Origin of the sequence: Pseudomonas sp. UBA5666 (assembly GCF_002420785.1) — a bacterium.
Taxonomy (GTDB): Bacteria; Pseudomonadota; Gammaproteobacteria; order Pseudomonadales; family Pseudomonadaceae; genus Aquipseudomonas; species Aquipseudomonas fulva.
In genome coordinates this window covers 130,846-154,130 of record NZ_DIIQ01000025.1, presented here as the reverse complement: position 1 = coordinate 154,130, position 23,285 = coordinate 130,846, and the positions used below count along the sequence as shown (strand labels likewise).

The following is a 23,285-nucleotide window of genomic DNA, read 5'->3' as shown; positions in this document are numbered from 1 at the left end:
CATCCTGTATGGGAACGCTGGGCCGCAGCGGGATAGAGTTGAGAAATTAGATTAGACGCTTTCTGTAAATACGCACGGCGTCGAGCTTTTTTGCAAAGCAGCGACGCCGTGGTTAGGACACATCAGATTGCCATTAGTTGCGCGCGATATGCGTCGGCGCCATGGCCAAGGCACGTTTGGCCTCGAGGAAGGTCTTGCTCCAGTAACGGTCACCGAGGCTATCGATGCGCACGCCCCCGCTACGACGGCTGCTGGAGTGAATGAACTGGTTGTCGCCCAGGTAGATGCCAGCATGACTGACACGACCACGGCCGTTGGTGCTGAAGAACAGCAGATCGCCAGGCTTGAGTTTGTTGCGTGCCACCTTCGGCGCATCGACGTTGATCATCTCGCGGGTAGAGCGCGGCAAGGTCATGCCTGCCTCTTCGCGGAACAGGTAGCCGATGAAGCCGCTGCAATCGAAGCCGGACTGCTCCGAGGTACCACCGAAGCGATAGCGGGTGCCGATCAACGACATGCCGCGCTCCAGAATGCTGTCGGCCAGCACTGGCAGCTGATAGGGCTTGCTGCTGGAGAAGACCTCCAGTTCATCGTCAGTAGCCACTTCCTGGGGTTCGCCAAACACTGACGAAGACGAGGCCTTGGCCTTGATCGCCGGCTGTACGGCGACCGGGGTGTGATCCTGGGGCTGGGATACCGGGCCTTGGGCCGCGCAGCCAAAAAGCAGGGTCACGAGTGCGAGTGGCACGAGGGGTGCGAAGCGCTTGAGCATGGGCACAACCGTGTCTGTAATCCTTTAGTGGGGTGGAACTATGCCCACTATAAGTTCCATTTGCAAATTTTATCGAAAAAGATGTGACTTTTCCGTGGGATGGCTCTGGCCCCGTGTTTTCAGGGGTCACCAGCCCAGGGTTTCCTTGAGGAAAGGAATGGTGAGTTTGCGCTGGGCTTGCAGAGATGCCTGATCGAGCCGTTCCAGCAGATCGAACAGCGCACTCATGCTGCGCGCGCCGCGGGTAAGGATGAAGTGACCCACTTCGTCGGTCAGGTGCAGGCCGCGCCTGGATGCCCGCAATTGCAAGGCACGTAGCTTGTCTTCGTCGGACAGCCCGCGCATCTGGAACACCAGGGCAAGGGTGAGGCGGGATTTCAGGTCAGGCAGCTTCACCGGCAATTCCCGCGGGGAAGCGGATGCTGCCAGCAGCAGCCGACGGCCACTGTCGCGCAAGCGATTGAACAGGTGGAACATGGCCTCCTCCCAGTCCGGCTTGCCGGCGATGACGTGCAGGTCATCGATGCACACCAGTTCGTACTGGGCCAGGTAGTCTAGAAGACCGGTACCGCGTTCGAGCAGCTGCGCCAAGGGCAGGTAGACGGCAGGCTCGCCCCGTTGCTGGAAGCGATGGGTGGCTGCTTGCAGCAGATGCGTGCGGCCCACGCCTTGTTTGCCCCACAGGTAGATGAGGCTCTCGGTCCAGCCGGCGTCGGCTTCGCAAAGCCGCTCGACATACCCCAACGCAGCGGCATTGGCGCCCGGATAGTAGTTGATGAAGGTGGCGTCGTCGCGCAGGCGCACACCCAGGGGCAACTGGATCGGTGGTTTCATGCTCGCGGGCGGTCGACAGGACCGCAGGGGGCCTTTTGTGGACAATCTGCAAAGTCTATACCTGCCAAGCGGGGTGCACAATGACGCCGCTGCAGAGTCCAAGCAAAATCAATGGGTTGCACTCTCCCAGCGCCAACCCGAGACTCACCTGCCGCCCTGTCACGGCTGATCGGGTGCGGGGGGATCGAGGGGGACTGGGACTGGAGCATCCCCTGCATACATGTCCGACTCCTTGTACAAGCCGTGCACGTGGCGCAGCAGCACCATGATGACCGCCGCCACCGGCAACGCGAGCAGCACGCCCGTGAAACCGAACAGCTCACCGCCGGCCAGGATGGCGAAGATCACCGCCACAGGGTGCAAACCGATCCGGTCGCCTACCAGTAGCGGTGTCAGCACCATGCCCTCGAGTGCCTGACCGACCATGAAGACCGCAACGATGCCGAGCATGGGATACAGATCGCCACCGAACTGAAACAGTCCTGCCACCAGCGCCGCGCCGATGCCAATGATGAAGCCCATGTAGGGGACGATGGCCGCCAGACCGGCCAGCATGCCGATCAACAACCCCAGTTCAAGCCCGACCAGCATCAAGCCTGCCGAGTAGATGATGCCCAACGCGACCATCACCAGCAGTTGCCCACGCACGAACGCACCCAGCACCTCGTGGCACTCGCTGGCCAGCTCGACGACTTTCGGCTCGCTCTGCCGCGGCAACAAGCTGCGCAACTTGGCCATCATCAAGTCCCAGTCACGCAACAGGTAGAACCCCACCACGGGGATCAGCACCATGTTGGCCACCCAGGCCATCAACGCCAGGCTGGAGGCCGTTGCCTGGGACAAGAGCATGCTGACGATATCGGTGGTCTGCCCCATGTGAGCGCCGATGGCCGCCTTGATCTTGTCGAATTTCCAGAACCCGTCGGCAAGGCCCAGGCGCCCCTGCACCCAAGGCAAGGCGACGTGTTCGAGCCAGTCAAGCACTTGCGGCGCCAGCGCATACAGGCGCACCAACTGCTTGGCCAGCATGGGGATGAGCACGAGCAACAGTGCAAGCATCAGCAACGTGAACAGCCCGAACACCACCACTACGCCCCAGGTCCGTGACAACCCCAGGCGCTCCAGGCGATCGACCAGCGGGTCGGCCAGATACGCCAGCAGAATGCCGACCAGAAAAGGTGTGAGAATGTTGTGCAGGCTATAAAGCAGGGCGATGACGATCAATGCCACGCCCAGCCAGATCCAACGACGCATGTCAGTCATGAACGACCCTCTTACCAACCAAAGCGCAAGCCATCGAACGTTTCGGCACCAGCCGCAGGCGACACTGGTGGCTCGTCTGGGGACGTACCCACTGGCCCAGGGCTCACCTGCGGCGCAGGTATCTGCTCGGCCGGGACTTCCCTGAGCTTGGCCAATGCCAGCTGAGCCCGTAGTTGTTCGCGGCTGGCGGTGACCGAATAGGTCAGCACGTCGCCGTCGACCCGCTTCAACTGCGCGCCGTAGGACTCCAGAACCCGGGCCAGCTCAGCGTAGCGCGGCAGGTTCATGCCCTGGACCTGCATCTGCACTTGGCCACCGGCCCCGGGTCGCGTCACGTAACGCGGTGCCAGCAGCGTACTCACCGCAAGCATCACGGCGTCGGCAAGCGCTGCTGGGTCCGCTCCTTCGGCGCTGCCCTGCTCGCGCTCACCGCCCAGCCACAATTGCCATTTACCTTGCCATTTGCCGTCGACCTGCTGGGCGTGCACAGCCAGCAGAGCATCGGCGCCGTAGCGCTGGGAGACTTCACGCAGCGGCCCCGGGTCCTTGGCGTCGATATGCTTGGCATCGGCCACCAATTGCTCTTGCAGATCGGCCAGAGGCAGGCGCAGCGGCAAGCCCCGGTGACGGGCCGCGCGCCGCAACGGCTGGGCGCTGGGCTGGCCGTCCCCTACCAAGCTGGTGCCGTCAACGCTCTCGACGAGCCACCAACCCAGAATCGACGGGCGATTGCTGCCCCACAGACTAAGGCCCGCCTTGCGCAGGGCACGTTCGGTGCTACCGGGGTCGAACTCGACCCGCACGGTTTCGGGCGGGCCAGCGTCGCTGCCCACCTGGTTGACGATCGGTTGCGGGTCCTTGCGCAGTGCGGCCAGCGCCGGGCTCTGCACGGCCTTGGAGTCGCCGGTCAGGCGCAGCACCAAGGTGTCGAAGGCCTGGCTGGTCGCCGCCGCACGCGCCTCGGCGCCCTGCCCGGCCACTGGCTCGCGTACCTGATAGAGGCCGGAGACGTTTTCGGCCTGGGCCGCGCCTGCGATCAACGCCAGACATCCCATGACCCAAGTAGTGAAGAAGCGCATCGTTGTGTCCTTGTGATCTGGAACGGCGAGTTTCAAGCTTCAGCGCTCACACCTCAAGCGGCACGGTTAAAGGTAGCACCGGCAAGGCCAGGCTTCTGGCGATCTTGCAGGGGCAAGGGCCCTAAATTCACCTGCCCGTCGGCCGGAGGATGGCCGCTGCCCGGCAACCCTGATAAAATCGCGCGCCTTCACAGACCACTGATGTCACGGTTAGCCGCTGCATGGCTGCCGGCCCTTGCCGTCAGGGTCGTTTTTACGAATCCCTCCCTCCTAAAGGCCTGGATCAATGAGCAAGCAACCCTCCCTGAGCTACAAGGACGCCGGTGTAGACATCGACGCCGGCGAAGCACTGGTCGAACGCATCAAGGGCGTGGCAAAACGCACCGCACGCCCTGAAGTCATGGGTGGCCTGGGCGGCTTTGGCGCCCTTTGCGAGATCCCGGCCGGCTACAAGCAGCCGGTGCTGGTCTCCGGCACCGACGGCGTGGGCACCAAGCTGCGCCTGGCGCTGAACCTGAACAAGCACGACAGCATCGGCCAGGACCTGGTCGCCATGTGCGTGAACGACCTGGTAGTTTGCGGCGCCGAACCGCTGTTCTTCCTGGATTACTACGCCACTGGCAAGCTGAACGTGGACGTGGCGGCTACCGTGGTCACCGGTATCGGCGCAGGTTGCGAACTGGCGGGCTGCTCGCTGGTCGGCGGCGAAACCGCCGAGATGCCGGGCATGTACGAAGGTGAGGACTACGACCTGGCGGGCTTCTGCGTAGGTGTAGTGGAAAAGGCCGAGATCATCGACGGCTCGCGCGTGGCCACCGGTGATGCGCTCATCGCTCTGCCATCCTCGGGCCCGCACTCCAACGGTTACTCGTTGATCCGCAAGATCCTCGAAGTCTCGGGCACCGACGTCGAAAGCACCCAGCTCGACGGCCAGCCACTGACCGACCTGCTGATGGCGCCAACGCGCATCTACGTCAAGCCGCTGCTGCAACTGATCAAGAACACTGGCGCAGTCAAGGCCATGGCCCACATCACCGGTGGCGGCCTGCTGGACAACATCCCGCGCGTATTGCCGGCCAATGCCCAGGCGGTCATCGACGTGGCCAGCTGGCAGCGCCCAGCCGTCTTCGATTTCCTGCAGGAAAAGGGCAACGTCGACGAGCATGAAATGCACCGCGTACTCAACTGCGGCGTGGGCATGGTGATCTGCGTAGGCCAGGACCAGGTCGAAACTGCCCTGAGCGAACTGCGCAACGCCGGCGAACAGCCTTGGGTCATCGGCCATATCACCGAGGCCGCAGAGGGCGCTGCTCAGGTCGAGTTGCAGAACCTCAAGGCACACTGATGCCGAGCAAGCCCTGCAATGTCGTGGTACTGCTGTCGGGTTCCGGCAGCAACCTGCAAGCGCTGATCGACAGCAGCGCCATCCCGGACAGCGCCGTGCGCATCGGCGCGGTCATCTCCAACCGCGCCGATGCCTACGGCCTGCAGCGCGCAGCCGCTGCCGGTATCGAAACCGCAGTACTCGACCATACCGAATTCGAAGGCCGCGAAGCCTTCGATGCGGCCCTGGTGGCGTGTATCGATGGGTTCGCCCCGGACCTGGTGGTGCTGGCGGGTTTCATGCGTATCCTCAGTGGCGGCTTCGTGCGCCACTACCAGGGTCGCCTGCTCAACATCCATCCTTCGCTGCTGCCTCGCTACAAAGGGTTGCACACCCATCGACGCGCCCTGGAAGCAGGGGATGCCGAGCATGGGTGCAGTGTCCATTTCGTCACCGAGGAACTCGATGGGGGCCCGTTGGTCGTACAGGCTGTCGTGCCGGTGGCACCCGATGACACGGTCCAAAGCCTGGCTCAGCGGGTTCACGCACAGGAACACGTCATCTACCCAATGGCTGTTCACTGGTTCGCCAACGGCCGCTTGCGTCTTGGCGAACAAGGTGCATTACTGGATGGCCAGCCCCTGTCGGCCAGCGGTCATTTGATTCGATCCTAGGAGATACTATGCGTCGCGCCCTGCTCTTGGCTCTTGCCGTGCTTGCCCTGCCCCTCCAGGCAGCAGACCTGAAGCCGTTCTCGGCCAGCTACACCGCCGACTGGAAGCAACTGCCCATGAGCGGCACCGCCGAACGTAGCCTGGTCAAGAATGCCGATGGCACTTGGGACCTGAACTTCAAGGCGTCAATGATGATCGCCAGCCTGACCGAGCAAAGCTCGTTGCGCCTGGAAAACGATACCTTGCTGCCGCAGCGTTACCACTTCGAGCGCGGCGGTCTTGGCAAGGCCAAGAAGGTCGACTTGAACTTCGATTGGGCTGCCAAGAAAGTGACCGGTAGCGATCGTGGCGATGCCATCACCCTGCCGCTCAACCGTGGGGTGCTCGACAAGTCGTCCTATCAACTTGCGCTGCAGCACGATGTCGCCGCAGGCAAGAAGAGCATGACTTATCAGGTGGTCGATGGTGACGAGATCGATACCTATGACTTCCGCGTGCTGGGCACCGAAAAAGTCACCACCAAGACCGGCCAGGTGGATGCCGTCAAGGTCGAACGTGTGCGTGATCCAAGCCAGAGCAAGCGCATCACCGAGCTATGGTTTGCCAAGAACTGGGACTACCTGCTGGTGCAATTGCGCCAAGTGGAAACCGATGGCAAGGAATACGTGATCGTCCTGCAGGACGGCACGGTCGATGGCAAGTCGGTCAAAGGTAACTAACGTTCGAGGTTGTCGGCGTTTAGCCGTAATCAACGCAAAGCCCCGCCCTGTGCGGGGCTTTTCTTTGGCCGGGCATAAGGCAGTCGCGGCAGGGCATGCCATGGCTACATGAAACTTGTTTCATGACCGTTTTATTTACTTAGGCTGCTAACAAACTCTATAAATAAGGCGTGCGACAGACTGTCGCACCCAACCCGAAAAAGTGGAGTTTAACGATGACAGTTCAAGTGACCGAACGCGACGAATCGAAAATGTCCCACGAAGGCCTGGCCGCAGGCGTGCGGATCTGGGATGTGCACCAGCAGGGCCAGTTGGTCGGGATGTTCCACAACGAGCACGAGGCGCAACAGTACCGTGTCGAACTGGAAGACCTGGAAAAGCAGCGCACGACGCAGTGACAACGATCTTCAGAAAAACCATGACGTGAATAGTCGTCGTGGTGCCAGGGGCCGCCTCGCGGCCCAGCGCACACAATGCGGCCCTGCCTAACCGATTCACGATCAGACAGGGCCTTGCAGCGTTACCACATCAGATCGTCAGGGATCTTGTACGCCGCATACGGATCGTCGTCATCGGCTTCCTCGACATGGGTATTGAGCAGTAATACCCGGCCCGGGTCGCGTTCCTGAATCTTGACGGCAGCCTCGCGGGGAATGACTTCATAGCCGCCCCCGTAGGACACCACCGCCAGCGCACCATTGCTCAACTTGCTGCGCATCAGGGCGTTGACCGCGATACGTTTGACCTTTTTGTCGTCGACGAAGTTGTAGTAATCCTCGGTCGTGAGCTTGGGCAGGCGGGTCGCTTCGATCAGTTGCTTGATCTGCGCGGCGCGTGCCTTCTTTTCGGCTTTTTCCTGCTGTTCACGGTTGAGCGCCTGATCACGCTTGGCCTTTTCAGCCATGGCTTCCTTGGCCAGCCGCTGCTGGGTATCGTCCACGTCGACCTGGCCTTTGTGCTCCAGGCGCTTCTGTTTCTTTTCAGCCTTGTTGGCCTGAGAAACCTGTTTCTGGTTGACCAGCCCGGCTTTGAGCAATTGGTCGCGAAGGGAAAGGCTCATGAATGTTCACTCACTTATGCAACAGCTCAGCCGCAGCTGGGCAGGTTCTTTTCCTGACGCTTGGCTTCACCCCAAAGGGTGTCCAGCGCATCAAGGTTACAATCTTCAATGGCAGTGCCGCTGTCACGCAACGCCTGCTCGATAAAGCGAAAACGTCGTTCGAACTTGCGATTGGCTCGGCGCAAGGCGTTTTCAGGGTCATGTTTCAAGTGACGCGCCAGGTTGACCACCGCGAACAGCAAATCGCCTACTTCGTCTTCCAGCGCATCGTTGTCCCCGTCGGCCATGGCCTGCAACACTTCGCCGAGTTCCTCACGCACCTTGTCCACAACCGGCAAGGCCTCGGGCCAGTCGAAACCGACGGTGGCCGCACGTTTTTGCAGTTTGGCCGCCCGGGACAAGGCAGGCAATGCCGTCGGCACATCGTCGAGCAACGACAGCTGCTCTGGTCGGCTTTTTTGCGCCCGCTCCTGCGCCTTGATTTCTTCCCAGCGTGACTTGACCTGCGCATCGCTCAGGCTGGGCGTCTCCAGCGGCGCATACAGGTCCCCGGTCGGAAAGACATGCGGGTGGCGACGAATAAGCTTGCGGGTGATGCCATCCACCACGCCGTCGAACGCGAAACGGCCCTCCTCCCGAGCAAGCTGGCTGTAGTAGACCACCTGGAACAGCAGATCACCCAACTCGCCTTGCAAGTCCTCGAAATCGCCGCGTTCGATGGTGTCCGCCACCTCGTAAGCTTCTTCGAGGGTGTGCGGGACGATGCTGGCATAGTCCTGCTTCAGGTCCCAGGGGCAGCCGTAGTGCGGGTCGCGCAAGCGAGCCATGAGGTGAAGCAGGTCCTGGAGGGTGTAGGTCATTCAGGCAAGTCCTTGACGGTCGGGCTTGGCGGGCAAACCGGCCCCACAGGTGAGGCGGTCTACCCGCAAATCGTGCACACGTGGTTCAGGGCGTACGATTACGCCGTGTCTCGATGATGTTCGGCAACTGCGAGATACGCCCCAGCAAGCGCCCAAGGGCGTCCAAACCGGGAATCTCGATGGTCAGCGACATCAGCGCCGTGTTGTCTTCCTTGTTCGAGCGGGTGTTGACCGCCAGCACGTTGATCTTCTCGTTGAGCAGCACCTGGGAGACATCGCGCAGCAAACCGGGGCGGTCATAGGCACGGATGACGATATCGACCGGATAGGTCTGTACCGGTATCGGCCCCCAGCTGACCTGGATCATGCGCTCTGGCTCTTTGCCGGCCAGCTGCAACACCGAGGCGCAATCCTGGCGGTGGATGCTCACCCCGCGCCCCTGAGTGATGTAGCCGACGATGGCATCGCCAGGCAAGGGCTGGCAGCAACCGGCCATCTGCGTCAGCAGGTTGCCCACGCCCTGGATCTGGATGTCGCCACGCTTACCCCCACGCGGCCCACTGGGCTTGCGCGGCACCAGTTCGATCTGCTCGATGCGCTCAGGCTCCAGCAGCTGTTGCGCCGCGTTGACCAGGTGCGCCAGGCGCAGGTCCCCAGCCCCCAGGGACGCAAACATGTCCTCGGCCGTCTTGACGTTGGTCTTCTCGGCCAGGCGCTCGAAGTCGACCTGCGGCAGGCCCAACCGGCTGAGCTCGCGTTCGAGCAGCGTCTTGCCGGCGGCAACGTTCTGGTCGCGCGCCTGCAGCTTGAACCAGTGCACGATCTTGGCCCGCGCGCGCGAGGTGGTGACATAGCCCAGGTTCGAGTTCAGCCAGTCACGGCTCGGGTTGCCATGCTTGCTGGTGATGATTTCGACCTGCTCGCCAGTCTGCAGGCTGTAGTTGAGCGGCACGATGCGCCCGTTGATCTTGGCACCCCGGCAGTTGTGGCCGATCTCGGTGTGTACCCGGTAGGCGAAGTCCAGGGGCGTCGCCCCTTTTGGCAGGTCGATGGCGTGACCGTCCGGGGTGAATACGTACACCCGGTCGGGCTCGATGTCGACCCGCAGTTGCTCGGCCAGCCCCCCGATGTCGCCCAGTTCTTCATGCCACTCCAGTACCTGGCGCAGCCAGGAAATCTTTTCTTCGTAGTGGTTTGAGCTGGGCTTGACGTCGGTGCCCTTGTATCGCCAGTGGGCACAGACGCCAAGCTCCGCTTCCTCGTGCATGCCGTGGGTGCGGATCTGCACTTCCAGCACCTTGCCTTCCGGGCCGATCACAGCCGTGTGCAGGGAGCGGTAGCCGTTTTCCTTGGGGTTGGCGATGTAGTCGTCGAATTCCTTGGGGATGTGACGCCACAAGGTGTGCACGATACCCAGGGCGGTGTAGCAGTCGCGTATCTCGGGGACCAGCACCCGCACGGCGCGCACGTCGTAGATCTGGCTGAATTCCAGGCCCTTGCGCTGCATCTTGCGCCAGATCGAGTAGATGTGCTTGGCGCGGCCACTGATGTCCGCCTTCACCCCGGTGGCCAGCAGTTCGTTCTGCAACTGGTTCATGACATCGCTGATGAAGCGTTCACGGTCCAGGCGGCGCTCGTGCAACAGCTTGGCGATCTGCTTGTACTGCTCGGGCTCGAGGTAGCGGAACGACAGGTCTTCCAGTTCCCACTTGATATGCCCGATACCCAGACGGTGGGCCAGGGGGGCGTAGATGTCGAACACTTCCCGCGCCACCCGCAGGCGCTTCTCGTCGTCAGCGGACTTGACCGCCCGAATGGCACAGGTGCGTTCGGCCAGCTTGATCAACGCCACGCGAACGTCGTCGACCATCGCCACCAGCATCTTGCGCAGGTTCTCGACCTGCGCCTGGGAGCCGAGCACCAGCGACTGGCGGGGGCTGAGGCTGGCACTGATCGCAGCCATGCGCAGCACGCCATCGATCAGCTTGGACACGACCGGCCCGAAGCGCTGGCTGACTTCGGCCAGGGTGACCTTGCCTTCTCGCACAGCGCGGTAGATGACCGCCGCTACCAGGGAGTCCTGGTCAAGCTTGAGGTCCGCGAGGATCTCGGCGATCTCAAGCCCTGCCTGATAGCTCGACGTACCATCGGCCCAGGAATGCTTGGCCGGGTTGCCCTTCTTCTCGACTTCCTGGGCAAACTCGCAGGCCTCTTTGAGCGCTGCGCGGTCGAGCGCCGAATCGACGCTGACCACATGGTCCAACCACGCTTCGAGATTGATACTGCCGTCGGTATTGACCGGCTGGTGCACTCTCACCTGTACCATCTTTGTTTTACCTTTCCATACAGCGCACCCTGCGGGTGCACTGGCAATCACCGCACGGCTGCCATTCCCTGGAAGCCGCACCAAGGGGCCAGCTGGCTAGCCCACTTCGAATAACGCCATGGCTTCGACATGCGCCGTTTGAGGAAACATGTCGAGAATCCCGGCCCTTGTTAACCGGTACCCCTGCCCGACCAGCACTTGGGCGTCTCGCGCCAGCGTGGCCGGGTTGCACGATACATAGACCAGCCGCTTGGCCCCAAGACGGGCGATGCCTTGCACCACCTCCCATGCACCGTCGCGCGGTGGGTCCAAGAGTACCGCAGAAAAGCCCTCGGCGGCCCATTCCATGCCCATCAACGGCTGCGATAAATCGGCCTGAAAAAACTGCGCGTTATGCACATCGTTGCCGCGGGCGTTGGCCGCCGCGCGATCGACCATGGCCTGCACGCCCTCTACCGCCACCACCTCACGAGCGTGCCGTGCCAGCGGCAAGGCAAAATTGCCCAGGCCGCAGAACAAGTCCAGTACCCGCTCTTCGGGCTGCGGAGCGAGCCAGGCCAGGGCCTGCTCGATCATGGCGGTATTGACCTGGGCATTGACCTGCACGAAGTCGCCGGGGCGCCAGTCCAGCTGCAGCTGCCAAGGCGCCAGGACGAAACCCAACGGCCCAGTGGCATCCACCGGCTGCGGCTCGCCTTCACCCTGCAACCACAGCTGCGCGTTGGCCTCGGCGCAGAACGCCTGCAAGCGCGCTACATCGTCGGGCGGCAACGGCGCGACATGACGCACCAGCACCGCCTCGGCCGTCCCGCTGAACAGTTCCACATGGCCCAGGGCCTGGGGCTTGACCAACGAGCGCAGCACCGTAGGCAAGTGACGCAGGATCGACTGCAAGGGCTGTACCAGCACCAGGCAATCATCGATGGCAACGATGTCCTGACTGGCCTGCGCCCTGAAGCCGACGGCCAACTGGCGGGTCTTGGGGTCCCAGCGCACGGCCACACGGGCGCGACGACGGTAGCCGAAAGCGGCCCCGGTCAAGGGCGCGGCCCACTGCTCGGGCTGCACACCGGCCACCCGTTGCAGTTGCTCGGCCAGGGTGCGCTGTTTGAGCGCTAGCTGGGCCTCGTGGGGCAGGTGCTGAAGGTTGCACCCCCCGCACTGGCCGTAGTACTTGCACGGGGCTTCGCGGCGCTCGGGACTGGCCTGGAGCACCCGCTCCAGCCGCGCCTCGACCACTTTGCCACGGGCATTGAGCACCCTCGACTCGACCTCCTCGCCTGCCAGGGCGCCGGTGACGAACCAGGTGCGCCCTTCATGGAAGGCAATACCGCGACCGTCCCCTGACAGGCGCTCGACGACCAGGCGTTGCTTCTTGCCCACGGGAACCTGGGGACTACGATTGCCACCGGCTGGCTGAAAGCGCAGACCGCTGTTGGTTTTCTTCTTGGACATTTAGCTCGGATCGAACAGGCCAGTGGACAGGTAACGGTCGCCGCGGTCGCAGATGATGGCCACCAACGTGGCATTTTCCACTTCCCGGGACAGGCGCAGCATGGCGGCGACTGCACCACCGGAAGACACGCCGCAGAAAATGCCCTCTTCACGAGCAAGCCTGCGCATGGTCTGCTCGGCCTCGTCCTGGGACATGTCGACGATGCGATCGACCCGGGCTGCGTCGAAGATTTTTGGCAGGTATTCCTGGGGCCAGCGGCGAATACCCGGAATGGCCGCGCCTTCCATCGGCTGCAAGCCGACGATCTGCACCGCAGGGTTCTGCTCCTTGAGGTACTGCGAGCACCCCATGATGGTCCCGGTGGTGCCCATCGAACTGATGAAGTGGGTAACGCGCCCCTGGGTCTGCTGCCAGATTTCCGGGCCGGTACTGGTGTAGTGCGCAATCGGGTTGTCACCATTGGCGAACTGGTCGAGCACCACGCCACGGCCGTCGGCTTCCAGCTGCTGGGCCAGGTCGCGGGCCCCTTCCATGCCCTCTTCCTTGGTCACCAGGATCAGCTCGGCGCCGTAGGCTGCCATCGCCGCCTTGCGTTCGGCCGTGGAGTTGTCGGGCATGATCAGGATCATCTTGTAACCCTTGATTGCCGCCGCCATGGCCAAGGCGATGCCGGTGTTGCCGGAGGTGGCTTCGATCAGCGTATCGCCGGGTTTGATCTGACCGCGCGATTCTGCACGGGCGATCATCGACAGCGCGGGGCGATCCTTGACCGAGCCGGCAGGATTGTTGCCCTCGAGCTTGAGCAGCAAGGTATTGCTGGTCTGGCCAGCCAGGCGCTGCAGGCGAACCAGGGGCGTATTGCCGACGCAATCGGCGATGGTTGGATACTGCAAGGTCATGGTGTCTTTCACAATCCGGACGGCAGGGGCGACCATCATACCGGCAAACCCTGCTTCGCCATATCACGCAATCTGAGGTGCATATAGCTGCAAGCTATAAAGCCTGTGCAATGCCTTGCCCACGCACTGCGCAGGCCCTGTAGACCCATGCCAATGCGCAGGCTGCCCATGCGCACGGAGTTAACTCGTGCAATGGCTGGCGAGGCGGAGTAACGTCCCCGCTTGGCCGCCTTGCAAGGCGGCATCCAGGCACATTGACAGGAGGCGAGTGTGCTCGACCGTTTGGGAATTCGCAGCCGTGTGCTGTTGCTGGCGCTGCTGCCAGCCGGATTGATGGCCTTGGTACTGGGCAGCTATTTCACCTGGCTGCAACAGAGCGACCTGCGCACGCAATTGCTGCAACGGGGCAAGATGCTGGCCGAGCAGCTGGCGCCGCTGGCAGCCCCGGCCATGGCCCGCAAGGCGCCTGCACAACTGGAGCGCATTGCCGCGCAGACCCTCGAACAGGCCGACGTACGCGCCGTCGCCTTCCTGACACCGGACCGTAGTCGGCTGGCCCATGCCGGCCCGAGCATGCTCAACCAACCGCCCAGCGGCGGCAGCGGCACCCAGTTGCTACAACGCAGTGGCAACGATGCCACTCGCTACCTGATGCCGGTGTTCGGCCACCACCGCGACCTGGCCACCGACGCCGTGCCTGCCGAAGCCGAACGCTTGCTGGGCTGGGTAGAAATCGAACTGTCCCATGACGGCACCTTGCTGCGCGGCTACCGCAACCTCTTCACCACGCTGCTCCTGATCCTGGCCTGTTTGGTGGTCAGCGGGCTGCTGGCCCTGCGCATGAGCCGTGCCATCAACACCCCGATCGAGCGCATCAAGCATGCCGTCAACCAGCTCAAGGACGGCCACCTGGAGGAACGCCTGCCGGCCATGGGCAGTCACGAGCTGGACGAACTGGCCCACGGCATCAACCGCATGGCCGAGACCCTGCACAGTGCCCACGAAGAGCTGCAGCACAGCATCGACCAGGCCACCGAAGACGTCCGGCAAAACCTTGAAACCATCGAGATCCAGAACATCGAGCTGGACATGGCCCGCAAGGAGGCCCTGGAAGCCAGTCGGATCAAGTCGGAATTTCTGGCCAACATGAGCCATGAAATCCGCACGCCGCTCAACGGCATTCTGGGCTTTACCCACCTGCTGCAGAAAAGCGAGCTGATGCCACGCCAGGTGGACTATCTGAACACCATCGAGAAGTCAGCTGACAACTTGCTCGGGATCATCAACGAGATTCTCGATTTCTCCAAGATCGAGGCGGGCAAGCTGGTGCTCGACAGCATCCCCTTCAACCTGCGCGACCTGATCCAGGACACCTTGACCATCCTGGCGCCGGCGGCCCATGCCAAGCAGCTTGAGCTGCTGTGCCTGATCTACCGCGATACGCCCTCCTCGCTGATCGGTGACCCGCTGCGGCTCAAGCAGATCCTCACCAACCTGGTCAGCAACGCGATCAAGTTCACCCGCGAAGGCACCATCGTCGTGCGTGCCATGCTCGAGGACGAGCACGAGGACAGCGCCCAGTTGCGCATCAGTGTCCAGGACACCGGCATCGGCCTGTCGCCTCAAGACGTACGTACGCTGTTCCAGGCCTTCAGCCAAGCTGACAACTCCCTGGCCCGCCAGCCAGGTGGCACTGGCCTGGGGCTGGTGATCTCCAAGCGCCTGATCGAGCAGATGGGTGGCGAGATCGGCGTCGACAGTACCCCTGGCGAGGGCTCGCAATTCTGGATCAGCTTGAACCTGCCCAAGGCGCACGACGATGCCGAGGAGCTCCCTTTGCAGCCCTTGCTCGGGCGTCGCGCCGCCATCGTCGATGGCCACGAACTGGCGCGGCAGGCTCTGGAGCACCAATTGCAGGACTGCGGCCTGAGCGTCTGTGTCTTTACCTCCTACGAGCAACTGGTGCAGGCGGTGCAAGCTGCCAGCCAGGCGGGGCAGCCGTTCGACTTCGCCGTGCTGGGCGCCAACGTGGGCTCCCTGGCGCCCGAACAACTGGGCCAGTACTACCAGCACCTGGAGCGGCATCATTGCCAGTGCGTGGTGCTGTGCCCCACCACCGAACAGGCGCTCTATCACCCTTACCTGTCCAATGGCCACGGTCAGCTGTTGTCCAAGCCATCCTGCACACGCAAGCTGCGTCGCCTGCTGCTGGAAATGGTCCAGCCCCGCCGGTTGCAGGGCGAGGTCAGCGCCATGGCGGGCCAGCAGCGCCAGCCAAAGGTGCTGTGCGTGGATGACAATGCGGCCAATCTCTTGCTGGTGCAGACCTTGCTGGAAGACCTGGGCGCCCGGGTGACGGCTGTCGACAATGGTTACGCGGCGGTACAGGCCGTGCAGAGCGAACCGTTCGACCTGGTACTGATGGACGTGCAGATGCCTGGCATGGACGGACGCGCCTGTACCGAACAGATTCGCCTCTGGGAAAACACCCAGAGCGGCAACCCGTTGCCGATCGTTGCGCTGACCGCCCACGCAATGGCCAATGAAAAACGCGCCTTGCTCCATGGCGGCATGGACGACTACCTGACCAAGCCGATCAGCGAGCGGCAGCTGGCACAGGTGGTGATGAAGTGGACCGGCCTGAGCCTTGGCCCGTCGCCGCAGATGCCGTCGGGCCTGCCCACCGGGCCTGACGAGTTGAAGGTGCTTGACCATGACGAAGGCCTGCGCCTGGCGGCAGGCAAAGCCGATCTGGCCGCCGACATGCTGAGCATGCTGCTGGCCTCGCTGGAAGATGACCGCGCCGCCATTCTGGGTGCGCGTGAAGCGCATGACCGTCATACGCTCATCGAGCAGGTGCACCGGCTCAACGGCGCTTCTCGCTACTGCGGTGTACCTCAACTACGTGCCGCCTGCCAACGCAGCGAAACCCTGCTCAAACAGGACAGCCCCTTGGCTGGGGAGGCGCTCGATGAACTGGACAACGCGATCAGCCGGCTGGCAGCCGAGGCCAGGCTGAGTATTTGAAGGCACCCGCCCTTTCCACCGACCAGTGCCCATGCACAAGGAGCCACCATGCGCGCCCTGCTCTTCAGCAGTCAGCACTATGACCAGGAGAGTTTCACCCAGGCCGCCCTAGGCGGCGGCGTGGCACTGCACTTTCAGTCCGCCCGACTTACGGCCGATACCGCGCCGCTGGCCCAGGGCTTTGATGTGGTCTGCCCCTTCATCAACGACGAGCTCGACGCGACGGTGCTGCAATGCCTGGCGCGCGGTGGTACGCGCCTGGTGGCGTTGCGTTCGGCGGGGTACAACCATGTCGACCTGGCTGCGGCCAAGCGACTGGGGATAGACGTGGTGCGCGTGCCGGCCTACTCGCCCCAAGCCGTGGCCGAGCACGCCGTGGCGCTGATACTGGCGCTCAATCGGCGCTTGCATCGGGCCTACAACCGCACACGGGAAGGCGACTTCACCTTGCACGGCCTGACCGGTTTCGACTTGCATGGCAAGACCGTCGGGGTGGTCGGCACCGGCCAGATCGGCGCGGCCTTCGCGCGCATCATGGCTGGCTTCGGCTGCCAACTGCTGGCTTACGACCCCAGCCCCGACCCGCAGCTTGAGGCCTTGGGCGTGCGCTACATGAGTTTGCCAGCGTTGCTGGGCCAGGCACGCATCATCAGCCTACACTGCCCGTTGACGCCAGGCACCCGGCACCTGATCAACGCGCAGAGCCTGGCGCACCTGCAACCTGGCGCCATGCTCATCAATACCGGGCGCGGGGCGCTGGTCGATACGCCGGCATTGCTCGATGCGCTCAAGAGCGGCCAGCTGGGCTACCTGGGCCTGGACGTCTACGAAGAAGAAGCCAAAGTGTTCTTCGAAGACCGTTCGGACCTGCCCCTGCAGGACGATGTGCTGGCGCGCCTGCTGACATTCCCCAATGTGATCGTGACTGCCCATCAAGCCTTCCTCACCCACGAGGCCTTGCAGGCCATTGCCCAGACGACCCTCGAGAACATTGCCAGCTGGGCGGCAGGCAGGGCGCAGAACCTGGTGACCGGTTAATGCTAGGATACGCGGCATTTAGGGAGGACCCATGGTCGAACACGATTTTCGTTACACCCTCTTCAACCCGCAGCACACGCTGATCGAATGCCGCGCCCTGGTGCCTGGTCGCTACCAGGTCACAGGCAACGGCGGCTCGATGCACAAGGGCGATACCCTGCTGGTCACCCTCAAGGGCAGCAAGGACTTGACCATGCGCCTGACCGTGGACAGCGTCCGGCACCTGATCAACCCGCGTGGACAGTGGGTTGCCGTGGCCAACGGGCCGGTCTTCCACGAACTGGAGATTCTGGCCTGGCAAGTGGCGTGCGACAGCTGCGATGCGGTACTGGATTTCGAATTTGCGGTCGATGCCAAGCTGGGCAAAGCAGCGCGTCAGCCTGCAGCCAACGCCCGCATCGCCGAACTGGGCTGGGCAAGCCAGGACGCCCGGCACCTCTGCCCCCGTTGCCAGGAGCCTGCACAATGAAACACCTGCTCACCAGCGCACTGATCGTCACCGGCCTGATTGGCTGCGCGACAGCCCCTTCGGACCTGCAGCAAGACCGCAGCTACGTACTGGAGTGGATCGGGGAGCGCCCCCTGCTCGACGACAGCCACTTGAGCATGACCCTTGGCAGCGACGGGCGCGCCTACGGCAATGCAGGCTGCAATCACTGGTTCGCGGCCTACACCCTCGACGGCGGGCGCTTGAGTTTTGGCAGCGTCGGCAGCACCCGCAAGCTGTGTGCACCGGCCTTGATGGAACAGGAAAAACGCTTCCTGCAGGCCCTTGGCAAGGTAACGCGCTGGGACTTGGCGCCCGATCAGCAACTGCGCTTGTGGCCAACCGACGGCAAGCCGCTGCGCCTGTGGCCTGAAGAGGGCTGATCAGGCGGCCCGTTACCCACGGGGCCTGGCCTGGCGTGACAGGTCAGCGCCCCGTTCGCACCGCCCGTGCCAGCGTTAGCCCTGTTTCAGGGCCTTGATTTTGGCCTTCAAGCCTTCAAGCGTCTGCTCACCGAGCAACTGCTCACGCACCTTGCCCTTGTCATCGATGATGTAGGTCACCGGCAGCGCTTCGCTGCGGGGCAGGTCGTAGCGCTCGGCGGGGTCCTGGGCCAGCACGGTGAAACCGATGCCCAGCGTGTCGGCCGCCTGCTTGAGGTCCGCGCCTTGCAGGCCATCGAAATTCACCCCTACCACCTTGATGCCGTCAGCGGCCCATTGCTTGGCAGCGGCATTGAGCTCGGGAATTTCGGTGCGGCAGGGCCCGCACCACTCCGCCCAGTAGTTGAGCACCAGCCAGTGCCCATCCAGGTGTTCGGCCTTTACCGTGTTGCCATGCTGGTCCACGCCATAATCGGCACCGCAGCCACCAAGCAACAGGCTCGCGGTGATGGCCATTACTGCTGCCAGACGCCTTGCCATGGGTCAATCCTTCTCGAGTTTTAGAGCAAATGGGACAGTCGCTGCGGTTAGAATACCGGTCACACCTTGCCGGATGCGACCCCACATGACTGACCTGACGCTCTATCATAACCCGCGCTGCTCCAAATCCCGCGGCGCGCTGGATCTGCTCGAGGCCCGCGGCCTGGCGCCTACCGTGGTGCGCTACCTGGAAACACCCCCCGATGTGGCCACGCTCAAGGCGCTGTTGGACAAGCTGGGCATGCCGCCCCGTCAACTGTTGCGTACGGGCGAGGACGACTACGCTCAACTGAACCTGGCCGACCCGACACTCAGCGACGCCCAGCTGATCGACGCCATGGCGACCCATCCCAAGCTGATCGAGCGGCCAATTCTGGTAGCCGGCGACAAGGCCGTGATCGGCCGCCCACCCGAAAAAATCCTGGAGATCCTGCCGTGAGCGAACCTTACATCCTGGTGCTTTACTACAGCCGCCATGGCTCGACCAGCGAGATGGCCCGGCACATCGCCCGTGGCATCGAGCTGGGCGGCATGGAAGCACGCCTGCGCACCGTACCGGCAGTGTCCAGCGAATGCGAGGCGGTCGCGCCCGACGTGCCGACCAGTGGCGCACCCTACGCCACCCTCGACGACCTGCGCCACTGCTCGGGGCTGGCCCTGGGCAGCCCTACCCGCTTCGGCAACATGGCCGCTGCGCTCAAATACTTTCTGGACGGTACCAGCCCCTTGTGGCTGGGCGGCGAGCTGGTGGGCAAGCCCGCCGGTGTGTTCACCTCCACCGCGAGCTTGCACGGTGGCCAGGAGAGCACCCTGCTGTCGATGATGCTGCCCTTGCTGCACCACGGCATGTTGGTACTGGGCCTGCCCTACAGCGAGTCAGCCCTGATCCAGACCCGTGGCGGCGGCACACCTTACGGGGCAAGCCACCACGCCGGCGCCGACGGCAAGCGTGACCTCGATGAGCACGAAATCGCCTTGTGCCGCGCCCTGGGGCAACGCCTGGCGACCACGGCCAAAGCTTTGGAGACCACGCGTGGCTAAGGCGCGAAAACCGCTGCCTGCGCAAGCATGGCTGGCACCCCGGGTGCGGGTGACGCGGGCGCTGAGCTTGGCCTTCGTGCTGGGGTTGATCGCGCTGCTGGTGGTCAACAACCTGTGGTTCGCCAACCTGCATGGCGCGCGGGTGAGCGTGATCCTGGCCATCGAACTGCTGCCACTGCTGCTGGTATTGCCAGGCATGTTAAGCGCCAGCGCCCGGGCTCATGCCTGGGCCTGTTTCGTGGTCAACATCTACTTCATCAAGGGGGTGGTGGCAGCGTTCGATCCTGCCCGGGCGCTGTCTGGCTGGCTTGAGCTGTTGCTCAGCCTGGGGCTGTTCACGGCTGCGCTGCTGTATGTGCGCTGGAAGTTCCAGTACCAAAGGCGCCTGGACGGCGAAGGCAACTGATGGGGGGCGGGCCCGCCCCGCCGGCTCAGTGATTGACGGTGTGGGCCAGCATCACCGACAGCTGGCATAACGGCCGGCCGCTTTGTTCGTGCCACTGGTTGAAGGCGTCCTGCACCAGGGCCAGGTCGCGCTGGCTGGTGGGCTTCTTATCGATGACCTTCTGAGCGATCAGCGCTGCCGACATATCGTCGGTAGGCACGAAGGTGTCCTTGCCGACCATGCGCAGGAAACGTGGCGCGGACAAACCGCCCAACTGGTTGCCGTGCTTGGTCAGGTATTTCCACAAACCCACGATATCGGTGACTGGCCAATCGGCGATGAAGTCGCCGAAGCTGCCCCACTGTTTTTCGATGTCCAGCACCATCTGGGCGTTGCGCGGCACGCTCTTGAGCTTGCCCAGGTGCCGGATGATGCGGGTGTCCTGCATCAGCCGCTCAAGGTGCTCGGCACTCATCAGCACGACCTTTTCCGGGTCGAAGCCGAAGAACACCTGCTCGAAGGCCGGCCACTTGGCGTCCACCAGGCTGTGCTTGAGCCCGGCGCGAAATACACGCAGGGCAAGGGTCGACAAGTAGCGATCAGCGCTGGTCGCCCTTAGCTGCTCCGGGCTACGGGGGTGCGGCAAGGCCGCCTCCAAGGCGCGGGCAGAGCCGAAGCGGTTCAGGCAGAACTCGTGCAACCACTGATAATCACGCATGAGTCAGATGTTCACCACGTCAAGAAAACGCGGGGTGGCGTTTTCATCGATCGTCAGGCTGGTGAAATCGAAGAGATTGCGGTCGGCCAACTGCGACGGCGCAACATTCTGCAGGGCGCGGAAGATGCTTTCGGTACGACCTGGGTGCTTGCGCTCCCATTCGACCAGCATGTCCTTGACCACCTGACGCTGCAGGTTCTCCTGCGAGCCGCACAGGTTGCAAGGGATGATCGGGAACGCCTTCATGTCCGAGTACGCCTGGATATCTTTCTCGCTGCAATAGGCCAGCGGACGGATCACCACGTTACGGCCGTCGTCGGCACGCAGTTTTGGCGGCATGCCTTTGAGAGCACCGTTGAAGAACATGTTGAGGAAGAATGTTTCGACGATGTCGTCACGATGATGGCCCAGCGCCATCTTAGTGGCGCCGATTTCATCGGCGAAGGTGTACAAGGTACCGCGGCGCAGGCGCGAGCAGAGCGAGCAGGTGGTCTTGCCTTCCGGGACCAGCTCCTTGACCACCGAGTAAGTGTCCTTCTCGACGATGTGGTACTCGACGCCCAGTTCCTTGAGGTAGGCCGGCAGCACGTGCTCGGGGAAGCCCGGCTGCTTCTGGTCCATGTTCACCGCCACGATCTGGAACGAGATCGGCGCCACCTTCTGCAGGTGCAACAGAACATCGAGCATGGTGTAGCTGTCCTTGCCGCCGGACAGGCAGACCATGACCTTGTCGCCATCCTCGATCATGTTGTAGTCGGTGATGGCTTCGCCGGCGAGACGACGCAGGCGTTTTTGCAGTTTGTTCTGGTTGACCGAAAGGGTGCCCATAGCGCTTGAATCCGCGAGGTGTGACAAAAGCCGGCTATTTTACGCACAATTCCAGCAGGGCTGTAGGCATTCCGACAAAGACTTCAGGGCGATCACGCTCGAATAACCCGCCGTGTGACCAATGGCTGGGTGAGCGCACTGCCGCTGCGGCATAATGGCCGCAAGAGGATTCATTGCCCCATGCCCGAACTGCTCATCCAACGCGTTGAAACCTGCTATCAGCAAGCTGAACGGTTTTTCGATCGCGCCTTCCCCCGCCCGCAGATCAGTTTCAAGCTGCGCGGGCAAAAAGCCGGGGTCGCTCACCTGCACGAAAACAAGCTGCGTTTCAACCTGCAGCTCTACCGCGAGAACCACGAAGACTTCCTGCGCCAGACCGTGGCGCACGAGGTCGCCCACCTGGTCGCACACCAGGTCTTCGGCGAAGGTATCCAGGCCCACGGGCAGGAGTGGCAGTTGATCATGCGCGGCGTCTACGAACTACCGCCCGCGCGCTGTCACAACTACGCCGTCAAGCGCCGCGTGGTGACCCGCTACCTCTACCGCTGCCCCTGCCCCTGCCCGCAAAGCGAGTTTGCGTTCACGGCGCAGCGGCATGCGCTGGTAGGGCAAGGCCGTCGGTACCTGTGCAAACGTTGCAGGCAGCTGCTGGTCTACAGCGGCCAGACGCGGGTCGAATAGCGGCCTGAGTGATGAAGCAGGCAAAAAAACGGTCCGTTGACGCGGGGTCAACGGACCGTCTGGTCATGCTGAGCGCGCCTTACTTCTCGACGAACGCTCGCTCGATCAGGTAATCGCCCGGCTCGCGCATGCGTGGGGAGATTTTCAGGCCGAAGCTGTCCAGCACTTCGCTGGTCTCATCGAGCATGCTCGGGCTGCCGCAAATCATCGCGCGGTCATCCTGCGGGTTGATCGGCGGCAGGCCGATGTCGCTGAACAACTTGCCGCTGCGCATCAGGTCGGTCAGACGGCCCTGATTCTCGAAAGGCTCGCGGGTAACGGTCGGGTAATAGATCAGCTTTTCGCGTACGGCATCGCCGAAGAATTCGTTCTGCGGCAAGTGCTCTGTGATGAACTCACGGTAGGCCACTTCGTTCACGTAGCGCACGCCGTGGACCAAGATCACCTTCTCGAAACGCTCGTAGGTTTCAGGGTCCTGGATCACGCTCATGAACGGCGCCAGGCCAGTGCCGGTGCTGAGCAGGTACAAGTGCTTGCCAGGGTTGAGGTCGTCGAGCACCAGCGTACCGGTAGGCTTCTTGCTGATGATGATCTCATCGCCTTCCTTCAGGTGCTGCAGCTGCGAGGTCAGCGGGCCGTCGGGCACCTTGATGCTGAAGAACTCCAGGTGCTCCTCCCAGTTCGGCGAGGCGATGGAGTAGGCGCGCATGAGCGGACGGCCGGAGTCCTGCTGCAGGCCGATCATCACGAACTGACCGTTCTCGAAGCGCAGCCCCGGATCACGGGTGCACTTGAAGCTGAACAGCGTGTCGTTCCAGTGGTGCACACTGAGGACACGTTCGTGGTTCATGTTGCTCATCTAATGGGGCTCCTGAAAAAAGTCGCAGCGCG

25 protein-coding genes are annotated in these 23,285 nt (G+C 62.8%); 12 read left to right on the top strand and 13 right to left on the bottom strand.

What is annotated here, in order from left to right; translation table 11 throughout:
• Window positions 1–133: 133 nt before the first annotated feature.
• From B2Y33_RS13365 to B2Y33_RS13350, 4 genes are all read right to left on the bottom strand, one after another.
• Window positions 134–772 (bottom strand): C40 family peptidase, encoded by a 639-nt coding sequence (locus B2Y33_RS13365; protein ID WP_027913922.1) that lies wholly within the window; start codon window positions 770–772, stop codon window positions 134–136.
• Between the two features lie 126 nt (window positions 773–898).
• A complete protein-coding gene (gene hda / locus B2Y33_RS13360; protein WP_027913921.1) occupies window positions 899–1,606 on the bottom strand; it encodes a DnaA regulatory inactivator Hda in 708 nt (235 codons plus the stop codon).
• Window positions 1,607–1,765: 159 nt separating this feature from the next.
• Window positions 1,766–2,869 carry an AI-2E family transporter gene (locus tag B2Y33_RS13355; RefSeq protein ID WP_042139556.1) on the bottom strand — a complete coding sequence of 368 codons (1,104 nt, stop codon included), beginning with the start codon at window positions 2,867–2,869 and terminating at the stop codon, window positions 1,766–1,768.
• A gap of 11 nt (window positions 2,870–2,880) precedes the next feature.
• Window positions 2,881–3,948, bottom strand: a complete 1,068-nt coding sequence (locus tag B2Y33_RS13350) for a DUF2066 domain-containing protein (protein ID WP_206405791.1) — start codon at window positions 3,946–3,948, stop codon at window positions 2,881–2,883.
• Between the two features lie 286 nt (window positions 3,949–4,234).
• On the opposite strand from B2Y33_RS13350, the gene purM reads away from it, so the two are divergent.
• From purM to B2Y33_RS13330, 4 genes are all read left to right on the top strand, one after another.
• A complete protein-coding gene (gene purM / locus B2Y33_RS13345) occupies window positions 4,235–5,293 on the top strand; it encodes a phosphoribosylformylglycinamidine cyclo-ligase (protein WP_027913919.1) in 1,059 nt (352 codons plus the stop codon).
• On the top strand, window positions 5,293–5,946 hold the full coding sequence (gene purN, locus B2Y33_RS13340) for a phosphoribosylglycinamide formyltransferase (RefSeq protein ID WP_027913918.1): 654 nt from the start codon (window positions 5,293–5,295) through the stop codon (window positions 5,944–5,946). The genes purM and purN overlap by 1 nt, the downstream gene beginning before the upstream one ends.
• Window positions 5,947–5,954: 8 nt before the next feature.
• Window positions 5,955–6,665: a DUF3108 domain-containing protein gene (locus tag B2Y33_RS13335; protein ID WP_028686870.1), complete on the top strand. Its 711-nt coding sequence runs from the start codon at window positions 5,955–5,957 to the stop codon at window positions 6,663–6,665.
• A 215-nt stretch (window positions 6,666–6,880) separates the two neighbouring features.
• Window positions 6,881–7,063: a hypothetical protein gene (locus tag B2Y33_RS13330; RefSeq protein ID WP_023534042.1), complete on the top strand. Its 183-nt coding sequence runs from the start codon at window positions 6,881–6,883 to the stop codon at window positions 7,061–7,063.
• Window positions 7,064–7,185: 122 nt separating this feature from the next.
• Here the strand turns inward: B2Y33_RS13330 and B2Y33_RS13325 are convergent, their stop codons facing one another.
• From B2Y33_RS13325 to cysM, 5 genes are all read right to left on the bottom strand, one after another.
• Entirely contained in the window at window positions 7,186–7,725 is a 540-nt protein-coding gene (locus B2Y33_RS13325) for a DUF2058 domain-containing protein (RefSeq protein ID WP_023534063.1), read from the bottom strand.
• Window positions 7,726–7,751: 26 nt separating this feature from the next.
• The gene (gene mazG / locus B2Y33_RS13320; RefSeq protein WP_027913916.1) at window positions 7,752–8,585 is read right to left on the bottom strand and encodes a nucleoside triphosphate pyrophosphohydrolase; all 834 of its coding nucleotides are present in this window, start codon (window positions 8,583–8,585) and stop codon (window positions 7,752–7,754) included.
• Window positions 8,586–8,670: 85 nt separating this feature from the next.
• Window positions 8,671–10,911 (bottom strand): GTP diphosphokinase, encoded by a 2,241-nt coding sequence (gene relA, locus B2Y33_RS13315; protein ID WP_027913915.1) that lies wholly within the window; start codon window positions 10,909–10,911, stop codon window positions 8,671–8,673.
• Window positions 10,912–11,007: 96 nt separating this feature from the next.
• Entirely contained in the window at window positions 11,008–12,366 is a 1,359-nt protein-coding gene (rlmD, locus tag B2Y33_RS13310; RefSeq protein ID WP_206405790.1) for a 23S rRNA (uracil(1939)-C(5))-methyltransferase RlmD, read from the bottom strand.
• Window positions 12,367–13,266: a cysteine synthase CysM gene (gene cysM / locus B2Y33_RS13305; protein ID WP_027913913.1), complete on the bottom strand. Its 900-nt coding sequence runs from the start codon at window positions 13,264–13,266 to the stop codon at window positions 12,367–12,369.
• Window positions 13,267–13,536: 270 nt separating this feature from the next.
• Here cysM and B2Y33_RS13300 point away from each other — a divergent pair, with 270 nt between their 5' ends.
• From B2Y33_RS13300 to B2Y33_RS13285, 4 genes are read left to right on the top strand one after another with little or no spacing between them, the layout of a single operon-like run.
• Complete coding sequence (locus tag B2Y33_RS13300; protein WP_027913912.1) at window positions 13,537–16,293, top strand: response regulator; 2,757 nt, start codon at window positions 13,537–13,539, stop codon at window positions 16,291–16,293.
• Between the two features lie 48 nt (window positions 16,294–16,341).
• Window positions 16,342–17,331 (top strand): 2-hydroxyacid dehydrogenase, encoded by a 990-nt coding sequence (locus B2Y33_RS13295; protein WP_206405789.1) that lies wholly within the window; start codon window positions 16,342–16,344, stop codon window positions 17,329–17,331.
• 31 nt (window positions 17,332–17,362) lie between these two features.
• Window positions 17,363–17,800: a hypothetical protein gene (locus B2Y33_RS13290; RefSeq protein WP_027913910.1), complete on the top strand. Its 438-nt coding sequence runs from the start codon at window positions 17,363–17,365 to the stop codon at window positions 17,798–17,800.
• Entirely contained in the window at window positions 17,797–18,201 is a 405-nt protein-coding gene (locus B2Y33_RS13285; protein ID WP_027913909.1) for an META domain-containing protein, read from the top strand. Before B2Y33_RS13290 ends, B2Y33_RS13285 begins: the two co-directional genes overlap by 4 nt.
• A 75-nt stretch (window positions 18,202–18,276) precedes the next feature.
• Here the strand turns inward: B2Y33_RS13285 and B2Y33_RS13280 are convergent, their stop codons facing one another.
• Window positions 18,277–18,741 carry a TlpA disulfide reductase family protein gene (locus tag B2Y33_RS13280; RefSeq protein ID WP_027913908.1) on the bottom strand — a complete coding sequence of 155 codons (465 nt, stop codon included), beginning with the start codon at window positions 18,739–18,741 and terminating at the stop codon, window positions 18,277–18,279.
• 85 nt (window positions 18,742–18,826) lie between these two features.
• Here B2Y33_RS13280 and arsC point away from each other — a divergent pair, with 85 nt between their 5' ends.
• From arsC to B2Y33_RS13265, 3 genes are read left to right on the top strand one after another with little or no spacing between them, the layout of a single operon-like run.
• Window positions 18,827–19,180: an arsenate reductase (glutaredoxin) gene (arsC, locus tag B2Y33_RS13275; protein WP_027913907.1), complete on the top strand. Its 354-nt coding sequence runs from the start codon at window positions 18,827–18,829 to the stop codon at window positions 19,178–19,180.
• Window positions 19,177–19,782: an NAD(P)H:quinone oxidoreductase gene (wrbA, locus tag B2Y33_RS13270; RefSeq protein WP_027913906.1), complete on the top strand. Its 606-nt coding sequence runs from the start codon at window positions 19,177–19,179 to the stop codon at window positions 19,780–19,782. The genes arsC and wrbA overlap by 4 nt, the downstream gene beginning before the upstream one ends.
• On the top strand, window positions 19,775–20,188 hold the full coding sequence (locus tag B2Y33_RS13265; protein WP_104926476.1) for a DUF2069 domain-containing protein: 414 nt from the start codon (window positions 19,775–19,777) through the stop codon (window positions 20,186–20,188). Before wrbA ends, B2Y33_RS13265 begins: the two co-directional genes overlap by 8 nt.
• A 25-nt stretch (window positions 20,189–20,213) precedes the next feature.
• On the opposite strand, the gene B2Y33_RS13260 is transcribed toward B2Y33_RS13265, so the two are convergent.
• Both B2Y33_RS13260 and ttcA read right to left on the bottom strand, forming a co-directional pair.
• Window positions 20,214–20,885, bottom strand: coding sequence for a DNA-3-methyladenine glycosylase I (locus B2Y33_RS13260; RefSeq protein WP_028686875.1), 672 nt, complete (start codon window positions 20,883–20,885; stop codon window positions 20,214–20,216).
• 3 nt (window positions 20,886–20,888) lie between these two features.
• Window positions 20,889–21,713 carry a tRNA 2-thiocytidine(32) synthetase TtcA gene (gene ttcA / locus B2Y33_RS13255; protein WP_023534071.1) on the bottom strand — a complete coding sequence of 275 codons (825 nt, stop codon included), beginning with the start codon at window positions 21,711–21,713 and terminating at the stop codon, window positions 20,889–20,891.
• A 168-nt stretch (window positions 21,714–21,881) separates the two neighbouring features.
• Here ttcA and B2Y33_RS13250 point away from each other — a divergent pair, with 168 nt between their 5' ends.
• Window positions 21,882–22,394, top strand: a complete 513-nt coding sequence (locus B2Y33_RS13250) for a SprT family zinc-dependent metalloprotease (protein WP_255212322.1) — start codon at window positions 21,882–21,884, stop codon at window positions 22,392–22,394.
• A 79-nt stretch (window positions 22,395–22,473) separates the two neighbouring features.
• Here B2Y33_RS13250 and fpr read toward each other — a convergent pair whose 3' ends face one another.
• Window positions 22,474–23,253 carry a ferredoxin-NADP reductase gene (fpr, locus tag B2Y33_RS13245; RefSeq protein WP_023534074.1) on the bottom strand — a complete coding sequence of 260 codons (780 nt, stop codon included), beginning with the start codon at window positions 23,251–23,253 and terminating at the stop codon, window positions 22,474–22,476.
• Between the last annotated feature and the right edge of the window lie 32 nt (window positions 23,254–23,285).